Source organism: Bacteroidota bacterium (assembly GCA_034439655.1).
Lineage (GTDB): Bacteria > Bacteroidota > Bacteroidia > UKL13-3 > UKL13-3 > CANJUD01.
This window is the reverse complement of sequence record JAWXAU010000201.1, coordinates 1-10,213: the sequence shown is the minus strand read 5'-3', so window position 1 is coordinate 10,213 and position 10,213 is coordinate 1. Positions and strand designations below refer to the sequence as shown.

Sequence of the window (10,213 nt, the reverse complement as noted above, 5' to 3'; positions counted from 1 at the left end):
CTATGGATTAAACTAATCATACTAAGAATGAAATATACATTGCAATATAGATTCGATCAATTTTGTGTTGTTTTGAGATTAACAGCAAGCCCTATATAAGCATTGCTACAAATGTAAATTTAGCTGGTGGTCAACCAATAAGTATGGCAAATTTAAAAGAACTACGAGCTTATACAAAAAAATACAAAATTCGTGTCATAAATGCTATGACCAGACTAGCCGAGAATGCATTTTTTATACAGAAAAGAGAAAAAGGGTACGAAAAAAAATCAATCCAACAAATTGTGTTAGAAATATGCTCATTGACAGATGGGGCAACGATGAGTGCAAAAAAAGACGCATTAGTTAACTTAGGTGGATTTATGGCTACCAATGAATGGGATGTGTATGAGGAGGCTAGAAATTTAGTAGTAGTATATGAAGGACTTCATACATACGGAGGACTAGCCTAAAGAGATATGGAGGCAATCGCTGTAGGCATTGAAGAAAGCTTAGATGACAATCATCAGGTTGAATATTTAGGACAAAAAATGATGAGTTATTATATTCCAATAGTAAGACCAATTGGAGGTCATGGAATATTTGTGGATGCAAAAGCCTTTCTGCCACACTTAACACAAGACCAATTCCCAGCCCAAACATTAGCAGCTGAAATATATTTAGATTCTGGTGTAAGAACAATGGAAAGAGGCGTTGTATCTGCTGGTAGAAAATCAAATGGGGAAAACCACTATCCAAAACTAGAACTCGTTCGTTTTACTAGTCCAAGAAGAGTTTATACTCAAGCTCACATGGATGTAATAGCAGAATCGGCTTCTGAAGTATATGAAAAACGAAAATCATTTAAAGGTTTAAAAATGATTTATGAACCAAAGTATCTAAGATTTTTTCAGGCGAAGTTTGAAAAATTATAAAATTATACCGAACATCCTCAAGAGAAATACATGGGACAAAGGGTGTACAAAAAAGGCCACTCAATGCGAGCGGCCTTTATATATTAAAATCTGGTTTAATTCTTATTTATTGTCACGACGACGGTCTCCGCCTCCTTGGCCTCCTTGACCACCTCCACCTCCACGGCGTTCGCGGCGTTCACCACCTCCGCCACCTGGGCGACGGTCTCTGCGATCACCTCCACGGTCGTTGCCGCCACGGTTCTCGCCACCTGGACGGTTGCTGCTAGTCATACCAATATTAGGGCTAAGGTCACGTTTGCCAAGCACTTCGCCACGGCAAATCCATACTTTCACACCTATTTTTCCATAAACGGTTAAGGCTTCGCTCAATGCATAGTCAATATCGGCCCGAAAGGTATGCAACGGTGTACGTCCTTCTTTGTACTGCTCGCTACGGGCAATCTCTGCACCACCCAAACGACCTGATACCATTACTTTGATACCCTCAGCACCCATACGCATGGTTGACGAGATAGACATTTTAACGGCACGCTTAAAAGATACCCTTGCCTCTAATTGCTGGGCAATAGAATCGGCTACTAACTTAGCATCCAACTCAGGGCGTTTTATTTCGAATATGTTTATTTGAATATCTTTTTTGGTCAGCTTTTTAATTTCTTCTTTGATCTTATCCACTTCAGCTCCACCTTTACCAATAACGATACCCGGGCGGCTTGTGTGAACAGTGATAATAATACGCTTAAGGGTACGCTCGATAACGATGCGGGCAATGCCACCTTTCGCTATACGGGCTTTCAAATAATTCCTAATTTTCTCGTCTTCGAGCAATTTTTCGGCAGCATTGCGGCCACCAAACCAATTTGAGTCCCAACCTTTGATGATTCCAAGCCTGAAGCCTACGGGGTTAACTTTTTGTCCCATGTATTAATTATTATTATCGGTTATTTCTTCTGTTGTTTCGTCTTGTACTACTACTTCGTTGGCGGCAGCTACTTTGCTATCCACTATTAAAGTGATATGGTTAGAGCGTTTGCGAATTCGGTATCCGCGTCCTTGTGGGGCGGGTCTCATACGCTTGGCCATGGTACCACCATCAACATATACTGTTTTCACAAACAGCTCGCTTTCTTCAACGCGGTTACCTGGGTTCTTTTGTTCCCAGTTAGATATGGCAGATTTCAATAGTTTCTCAACGTAGTTGGCATATATCTGCCTGTTGTTAAACTTAAGGGTATTTAATGCCCTTTCCACCTTTTCGCCCCTGATCATGTCAACAATCAACCTCATTTTACGAGGCGATGTGGGGCAGTTATTTAATATTGCTACAGCTTCCATTTTAATGTTTTGTCAATTAGCTTTTCTTTTCTGGATGTGATTTGAATGAGCGGGTTGGAGCGAATTCGCCCAATTTGTGTCCCACCATATTTTCTGTTACATACACAGGTATAAATTTGTTACCATTATGCACGGCAAATGTTTGCCCTACAAAGTCTGGAGTTATCATGGTGCGGCGTGACCAAGTTTTAATCACCGATTTCTTTTTCGATTCAATCAAAGCCATTACTTTCTTTTCAAGCTTGATGTCGACGAATGGTCCTTTTTTAAGTGAACGAGGCATAGTGTTTAGTTATATATATTATTTTTTACGGCGATCGATGATATACTGATTTGAAGCTTTTTTCTTGTTACGAGTTTTGTAACCTTTTGAAAGCAATCCTTTGCGTGAACGTGGGTGTCCACCTGAAGCACGGCCTTCGCCACCACCCATCGGGTGATCCACAGGGTTCATCGCTACTGGTCTTGTACGGGGGCGGCGGCCTAACCAACGAGAACGACCAGCTTTACCACTGCGTTGTTGGTTATGGTCGGAGTTAGATACTGAACCAATGGTGGCCAAGCAAGTAACCAAAATCATACGGGTTTCGCCAGAAGGCAGTTTCATGGTAGCATAACGTCCGTCGCGGGCAAGTATTTGTGCATACCCACCAGCACCACGAGCCATAATACCACCTTGGCCAGGCCTAAGTTCTACATTGTGAACAATAGCTCCCAATGGCACTTCTGACAATGGCAAGGCATTGCCAATATCGGGGGTTGAACCTGGACCGCTCATTACGGTTTGCCCTACTTTAATTCCAGCAGGAGCAATGATATAGCGTTTTTCACCATCGGTATAGGTTATCAATGAAATAAAACTAGAACGGTTTGGATCGTACTCTACTGTGTTAACAATAGCTTTTTCACCATGACGTTCGCGTTTGAAATCGACAATACGGTATCTTCTTTTGTGCCCACCGCCTATGTAACGCATGGTCATTTTACCTGAATCGTTACGTCCGCCTGACTTTTTCAGGTCAACAACTAACGATTTCTCTGGTTTACTAGCAGTAAGCTCTTCAAATTTTAGAGCTACTTTATGCCTAGTACCGGGTGTTATTGGGTTATATCTTCTAACTGCCATTGCTGTAATTAAATGTTAGCGTAAAAATCTATTTCTTGACCATCTTTCAAAGTGATGATGGCTTTCTTAAAGGCTGCTTTTTTGCCATGAACAATGCCTGCTTTGGTATTACGCGATTTGCGTTTGCCATTGTAAACCATTGTGTTTACACGTTCTACCTCTACTGCGTACATCGTAGTAATAGCTTTTGCTATTTGGTCTTTGCTGGCATCACGGGTTACTATAAAGCCATATTTGTGAAGCTTGTCAGTAATCTTCTGCTGCTTTTCTGTAACCAGTGGTTTTATTAATATATTCATCTTAGTCTTTCTTTAAAAGTTCTTCAATTTTCTTTACCGAGCCTTCCATCAAAATAACGGTTTGGCAGTTCAATAAATCATAAGTGTTGATATCGCCAGCTGACACAATTTTGCCTTTGGGAAGGTTTCTGCCCGATAGGTATATATTCTTATTATAATCGTCGGTAACAAATAGGAATTTCTTATCGGCCAAGTTCAAGTTCGTAATCATTTCAGTAAAGCTCTTTGTTTTGGGAGCATCGAAATTGAATTGTTCAATTACCGTGATACCACCATCTTTAGCTTTAGATGATAATGCTGATTTACGGGCCAAGGTTTTTACTTTCTTGTTCAATTTAAAATGGTAGTCACGTGGGTGTGGGCCAAAAATCCTAGCACCACCAACTATAGTTCCCGATTTGATAGAACCCGCACGAGCACCACCTGTGCCTTTTTGACGCTTCAATTTTCTGGTAGAGCCCGACATTTGTGAACGCTCTCTTGAGCTATGTGTTCCCTGTCTTCTGTTAGCCAAAATTTGTTTCACGTCAAGCCACATCACGTGTTCGTTTGGTGCAACACCAAATACTGTTGAATCCAAGTTGGCTTTACGACCGGTTTCAGAACCGCCGATGTTATATATACTAAGTTCCATTTTATTTTTCTATTAAAACGTATGAACCATTGGAACCTGGTACCGAACCTTTGATTACCAATAGATTATTTTCTTTGTTGATTTTAAGCACCGCAAGGTTGGTCATTTTTACACGGGTACCTCCCATACGTCCTGCCATACGCATTCCTTTGAACACACGGGATGGATATGATGATGCACCTAATGATCCAGGAGCACGAAGGCGGTTATGTTGACCGTGAGTAGCTCCACCCACACCTGCAAATCCGTGGCGTTTTACAACACCTTGGAATCCTTTACCTTTTGTATTTGCGATTGCATCCACAAAATCACCTTCTACAAATAAGTCAACGGTAACAGTATCTCCCAAGCTCATAGCTTGATCGAATTGAAACTCAGCAACTTTCGATTTAGGGCTAGTTTTAGCTTTGGCAAAATGGCCTGCCATAGGCTTGCCTGTATTCTTAGGTTTGGCTTCACCAAAACCTAATTGAATAGCTGCGTAGCCATCGATCTCTACAGTTTTTACTTGCGTTACCACACAAGGGCCGGCCTGTATAACCGTGCATGCATGTTTTTTCCCTTCGGGGGTAATAACACTGGTCATGCCTATTTTCTTTCCTATTATTCCTGACATTTTCGTATGCTAATTATCAAACTTTAATTTCTACATCAACCCCACTGGGCAATTCTAATTTCATTAACGCATCCACGGTTTTGGAGGTGGAACTGTAGATGTCCAATAAACGCTTATAGGAGCATTGTTGGAACTGTTCGCGAGCCTTCTTGTTAACGTGAGGGGAGCGTAAAACGGTAAATATTTTCTTGTCAGTTGGCAATGGTATAGGACCACTAACAATTGCACCGGTAGATTTAACCGTTTTCACAATCTTCTCTGCAGACTTGTCAACCAAGTTGTAGTCGAAGGATTTGAGTTTTATTCTGATTTTTTGTGAAACCATTTTGTTGTTATTTCTTAATTATTTTTAGCTCTTTTTCCCGTTTATCTTAGCCAATACTTCTTCCGCAATATTCCTCGGAGCATCAGCATAGTGATCGAATTCCATAGTTGACGAAGCACGACCAGAAGTAATGGTACGCAACTGTGTTACATATCCAAACATTTCTCCCAAAGGTACTTTTGCTTTTACTACTTGCGAACCTGCACGTGAGTCCATACCATCTAGTTGGCCACGACGTTTGTTTAAGTCACCTATTACATCTCCCATGTTTTCTTCGGGAGTAAGCACTTCTATTTTCATAATAGGCTCAAGTAATACAGGTGATGCTTTACGACAAGCTTCTTTAAATGCAATACGTGCACACAATTCAAATGACATTGAATCCGAGTCAACTGCGTGGAAAGAACCGTCGAACAAACGGACTCTGATATTCTCTACAGGATAACCTGCAAGTACACCATTGCTCATTGCTGAGGCAAATCCTTTTTGAACAGAAGGTATATATTCTTTAGGTATTGCTCCACCTACAATCTCGTTGATGAATTCCAAGCCTTTTGTTTCAGCAGTAGGAGGCATTAATTCGAATTGTATATCGGCAAATTTTCCACGACCACCTGTTTGTTTCTTATACACCTCACGATGTAAAACTGGCTGGGTGATGGTTTCCTTATAGGCAACCTGAGGGGCACCTTGATTAATTTCTACTTTAAATTCTCTACGTAAACGATCAACAATAATCTCAAGGTGAAGCTCGCCCATTCCCGAAATAATATTTTGTCCTGTTTCTTCGTCGGTGTGAACTTTAAAGGTTGGGTCTTCTTCGGCCAATTTCGCTAATGATACTCCTAGTTTGTCCATATCTGCCTGAGTTTTGGGCTCAATGGCTAATCCGATAACGGGTGCTGGGAAATTCATGGCTTCCAAAATGATTGGATGCTTTTCGTCGCACAAGGTATCACCAGTTCTGATATCTTTAAATCCAACAACGGCTCCGATATCGCCTGCTCCCAATTCCTCAATAGAGTTTTGTTTATTAGCGTGCATTTGGAAAATACGTGAGATACGCTCTTTGTTACCACTGCGGGTATTATATACATAAGAACCTGCAGCAAGGATACCACTATAAGCTCTGATAAAAGCCAAACGGCCCACAAATGGGTCGGTAGCAATTTTGAATGCCAATGCGGTGAAAGGTTCGCTGAAATCAGGTTTACGTTGTACTTCTTTTTCAGTATCGGGATTAATTCCTGTTACGCTTTCACGATCGAGCGGGCTGGGCATTAATTCCATTACCAAATCGAGCATGGTTTGTACTCCTTTGTTTTTGAAAGATGAACCACATACCATGGGAACGATTTTCATATCTAAACAAGCTTTTCTCAACGCGTCCAATATTTCACGTTCTGTAATACTTGCTGGGTCGTCAAAGAATTTCTCCATCAAATGGTCGTCGTACTCAGAAACTGCTTCGAGCAATTTTCCACGCCATTCTGTTGCTTCTTCAACCATATCGGCAGGAATGTCGATGGTTTTATAAGTCATACCTTTATCCTGCTCGTTCCATATCATACCGCGGAAGTTGATCAAGTCAACCACACCTGTAAAATTATCTTCGGCACCAATAGGTAACTGTAATGGGATAGCATTGCTGCCTAACATTTCTCTTACTTGTTTTACAACCATCAAAAAGTCGGCACCGGCACGATCCATTTTGTTTACGAAACCTATACGGGCTACGTTATAGTTATTGGCCAAACGCCAGTTTGTTTCCGATTGTGGCTCAACACCATCAACTGCTGAAAACAAAAACACCAAACCATCAAGTACACGCAATGAACGGTTTACCTCAACGGTAAAATCCACGTGACCTGGAGTGTCGATAATATTAATATGATATTGTTTTGTTTCGGGGATAGATTTACCATCAACAAGTGGGTAATTCCAATCAACTGTGGTAGCAGCAGAAGTGATTGTGATACCACGTTCTTGCTCTTGAACCATCCAATCCATAGTGGCGGCTCCATCGTGAACCTCACCAATTTTATGATTTACACCAGCATAGTATAATATACGTTCGGTAGTGGTAGTTTTACCCGCATCGATGTGGGCTGCGATGCCAATATTACGGGTATATTTTAAATCTCTTGACATTTTCTTGATTAGGCTCTAAAGTGTGAGAATGCTTTATTGGCTTCTGCCATTTTATGTGTGTCTTCTTTCTTTTTTACTGAGGCTCCTTCACTTTTTGAAGCGGCTATAATTTCGGACGCCATACGCTGGGCCATCGATTTTTCGTTACGCTTGCGTGAGTAGGCAATCATCCATTTCATACCCAATAATATCTTACGCTCAGGACCTACCTCAACAGGTATTTGGAAGTTTGCACCCCCTACCCTACGGGCTTTGGTCTCAACTGAAGGCATTACATTGTTTAATGCTTTTTTCCAAACATCAATTCCACGTTCCTGTGTTTTACCTTCTACTATATCCAATGATTCATAGAATATTTTAAAGGCTAAACCTTTTTTGCCTTCCCACATCATGTGGTTTACAAAACGAGTTACCATAACATCGTTGTATTTTGAATCGGGCAGGAGGATGCGTTTTTTGGGTTTCGCTTTTCTCATCTTATTGCTACTATATTATTGATGTTTGATTAATTATTTCTTTTTTGTTGGTGCTGCGGCTGCTCCAGCTTTTGGACGTTTCGCACCATATTTAGAACGACGTTGACGGCGGCCATCAACACCTGCAGTATCAAGTGCACCACGAATAATGTGATAACGCACACCTGGTAGATCCTTAACCCTACCACCACGTATTAATACGATGCTGTGCTCTTGCAGGTTATGGCCTTCGCCGGGTATATAGGCATTTACTTCATTACCATTGGTAAGACGCACACGGGCTACTTTGCGTAGGGCCGAGTTTGGCTTTTTAGGAGTGGTTGTGTACACACGGGTACAAACACCTCTGCGTTGGGGGCAAGAATCAAGGGCTGGAGATTTAGACTTCTCGGCCTTACTCTCTCTGCCTTTTCTTACTAATTGTTGGATGGTTGGCATTCTATTTTATCAGTTTTAAAAAACGGACTGCAAAAGTAGGCATATCTACCGAAACTACAAACGGGGCAATAAAAATTTTTTTTTAGTGGGTAGAAAGAATTTTTAAAGTGGCTAAATGCTTAAGAAATAGCATCTTTTTACGGTTGGTGAAATCCGCAACCATGGGCAGAAAAAGAAGATAGTGCGAATTTTTTAAAATGGGGTCGGTAGAATCGGTTCAGATGTTTACCAGAAATAAAATTTAATTGCATTTGAAAAAAATGGGCAAGTGCACAATTTTTTTTGAGATTTTGAAGAAACCAAAATTCTGACCTAAGCCAATTATTCACTCACAACTTTTTCGCTCGCAATTATATTTCCTTTTGCATCCACAAATCGCAATAGGTACAAACCTGATGGTGCTTCATTAAAAAGTATTGTAGTTTGTTTTGATGATGATGTACATACTATTTGGTGCAAGCGTCCCTTTAAATCATATACTTCTATTGAATTAATTCCGTGCAAATCATTAATTACAATTTGGTTTTGGAATGGGTTTGGGGAAACTGTAGGTATATTTGCTAATGCTGCTTCACTTATTGGCACCGCCATAGTAGTGCATTGCGGGCTAATTTCCGTATTAATAACCGTATAGGTCATCCCATACAATGTATTGTTTTTATATTCCGATATTTTGATGCACCAGAGGTACTTTCCTTTCGAGTTTTGCACAGATGCTCCTGAGTCGATAACTGCTTGGCCAGAAAGCGAATCTAACTTGAGCGTAGTAGTTGAACTAAATGGAGCAGAAAGTGAATACCCCGGATAATAGATAACCTCTCGAATATAGGAAGGGTCGAATGGTGGAACCATTGACGGGATAATTAGCTCTGGACGGGGTTTCGGAGAATTTTTATCGCCAATGGCTATGGGTATAATTGATTCGTATTTCAATGAATCGCTATCGATATCTGTGGCACGGAAGCTAAAGCTTTGGGGCATCTTTGGTATCCATACAAAATTAACTGGCAATCTATCCATTATGGGAGAACTATTGCAAAGACTAGAATTTTTCATATATGCATAAAAGCCCATGCCTTGGTCGTATGCAATGTTTTTGTATTGTGATACGCAACATCTTCCTGCAAAAAAAGCATACTCTTTGCCAGAATCCAGATCAACATAGCTTTCATAAATCCCCTCTGCATAACAACTAGCTAATAATGTGCACTTCCAGAAGGTATCAGTGTTTGATAGTTTATGGTCTCTTATCAATAACGCAGTATCAATAGTATTCAAACTATCATTGTGATAAACACCTATGTAAATATCATCATCGAAGGTTGCATTAGAAGTCAGATTGCAGTCGCGATACAATTTGACTGTGATTAAATATCTTACTTTGCTGCCATTATTTAGTGTGCCAACATATTTATAGCCTAGAGAGCCGCCGACAATATGTGTAGCATTGCTATTTATTATAAACAACAAAAGAAAAATTGAAAGTATTGTTTTTCTCATTGGTAAATATACTTGCAAAAGCAAGATGGTTTTGTTTAGGTTGTTTTTATATAAGTTTTTTCGGAAATTCAGGACAAAAAATCAAATCTGTTATCCCCGTATATATCAATTTTCAACGGATCCAGTGTTAAAATAATTTTTTTTCTTTCAATGCCAATAATTCTCCGCTATTTATAAAAGGTTTTATAACTATTTTTTCTATTTCCACATCCTTAAAAACCAATTCTATAAAAAATGGTACAACACTTTTGCACTTATTAATTTTGGGAATGTTTCCGCTTCAAATTCATTATAATAAGAATAGACCTCTTTCATAATTCAAATAAGAAAAGCCAAATTATAACGGACACTTTATTTTATTGTAGTATCGCTCGCCGCGAACTCCGATAACTATCG

The 10,213-nt window shown here is 40.1% G+C and carries 12 protein-coding genes and 1 pseudogene; 1 reads left to right on the top strand and 12 read right to left on the bottom strand.

What is annotated here, in order from left to right; translation table 11 throughout:
- The first annotated feature begins 89 nt into the window (after positions 1–89).
- Positions 90–914 (top strand): annotated as a pseudogene (locus tag SGJ10_14815) (tryptophanase).
- Between the two features lie 102 nt (positions 915–1,016).
- Here the strand turns inward: SGJ10_14815 and rpsC are convergent.
- The 12 genes from rpsC to SGJ10_14755 all read right to left on the bottom strand — a co-directional run bounded on the left by rpsC (position 1,017) and on the right by SGJ10_14755 (position 9,817).
- Positions 1,017–1,838 carry a 30S ribosomal protein S3 gene (gene rpsC, locus SGJ10_14810; GenBank protein ID MDZ4759394.1) on the bottom strand — a complete coding sequence of 274 codons (822 nt, stop codon included), beginning with the start codon at positions 1,836–1,838 and terminating at the stop codon, positions 1,017–1,019.
- Positions 1,839–1,841: 3 nt separating this feature from the next.
- Complete coding sequence (rplV, locus tag SGJ10_14805) at positions 1,842–2,252, bottom strand: 50S ribosomal protein L22 (GenBank protein ID MDZ4759393.1); 411 nt, start codon at positions 2,250–2,252, stop codon at positions 1,842–1,844.
- A 16-nt stretch (positions 2,253–2,268) separates the two neighbouring features.
- Positions 2,269–2,535, bottom strand: coding sequence for a 30S ribosomal protein S19 (rpsS, locus tag SGJ10_14800; GenBank protein ID MDZ4759392.1), 267 nt, complete (start codon positions 2,533–2,535; stop codon positions 2,269–2,271).
- An 18-nt stretch (positions 2,536–2,553) separates the two neighbouring features.
- Positions 2,554–3,378: a 50S ribosomal protein L2 gene (rplB, locus tag SGJ10_14795; GenBank protein ID MDZ4759391.1), complete on the bottom strand. Its 825-nt coding sequence runs from the start codon at positions 3,376–3,378 to the stop codon at positions 2,554–2,556.
- An 8-nt stretch (positions 3,379–3,386) separates the two neighbouring features.
- Positions 3,387–3,677 carry a 50S ribosomal protein L23 gene (gene rplW / locus SGJ10_14790; protein ID MDZ4759390.1) on the bottom strand — a complete coding sequence of 97 codons (291 nt, stop codon included), beginning with the start codon at positions 3,675–3,677 and terminating at the stop codon, positions 3,387–3,389.
- A 1-nt stretch (position 3,678) separates the two neighbouring features.
- Positions 3,679–4,311, bottom strand: coding sequence for a 50S ribosomal protein L4 (gene rplD / locus SGJ10_14785; GenBank protein ID MDZ4759389.1), 633 nt, complete (start codon positions 4,309–4,311; stop codon positions 3,679–3,681).
- Between the two features lies 1 nt (position 4,312).
- Positions 4,313–4,927, bottom strand: coding sequence for a 50S ribosomal protein L3 (gene rplC / locus SGJ10_14780; protein ID MDZ4759388.1), 615 nt, complete (start codon positions 4,925–4,927; stop codon positions 4,313–4,315).
- Between the two features lie 16 nt (positions 4,928–4,943).
- Positions 4,944–5,252 (bottom strand): 30S ribosomal protein S10, encoded by a 309-nt coding sequence (gene rpsJ, locus SGJ10_14775; protein MDZ4759387.1) that lies wholly within the window; start codon positions 5,250–5,252, stop codon positions 4,944–4,946.
- Positions 5,253–5,276: 24 nt separating this feature from the next.
- Positions 5,277–7,403, bottom strand: coding sequence for an elongation factor G (fusA, locus tag SGJ10_14770; GenBank protein ID MDZ4759386.1), 2,127 nt, complete (start codon positions 7,401–7,403; stop codon positions 5,277–5,279).
- Between the two features lie 8 nt (positions 7,404–7,411).
- The gene (gene rpsG, locus SGJ10_14765) at positions 7,412–7,879 is read right to left on the bottom strand and encodes a 30S ribosomal protein S7 (protein ID MDZ4759385.1); all 468 of its coding nucleotides are present in this window, start codon (positions 7,877–7,879) and stop codon (positions 7,412–7,414) included.
- A 33-nt stretch (positions 7,880–7,912) separates the two neighbouring features.
- The gene (gene rpsL / locus SGJ10_14760; GenBank protein ID MDZ4759384.1) at positions 7,913–8,317 is read right to left on the bottom strand and encodes a 30S ribosomal protein S12; all 405 of its coding nucleotides are present in this window, start codon (positions 8,315–8,317) and stop codon (positions 7,913–7,915) included.
- A gap of 321 nt (positions 8,318–8,638) precedes the next feature.
- Positions 8,639–9,817: a T9SS type A sorting domain-containing protein gene (locus SGJ10_14755; GenBank protein ID MDZ4759383.1), complete on the bottom strand. Its 1,179-nt coding sequence runs from the start codon at positions 9,815–9,817 to the stop codon at positions 8,639–8,641.
- Between the last annotated feature and the right edge of the window lie 396 nt (positions 9,818–10,213).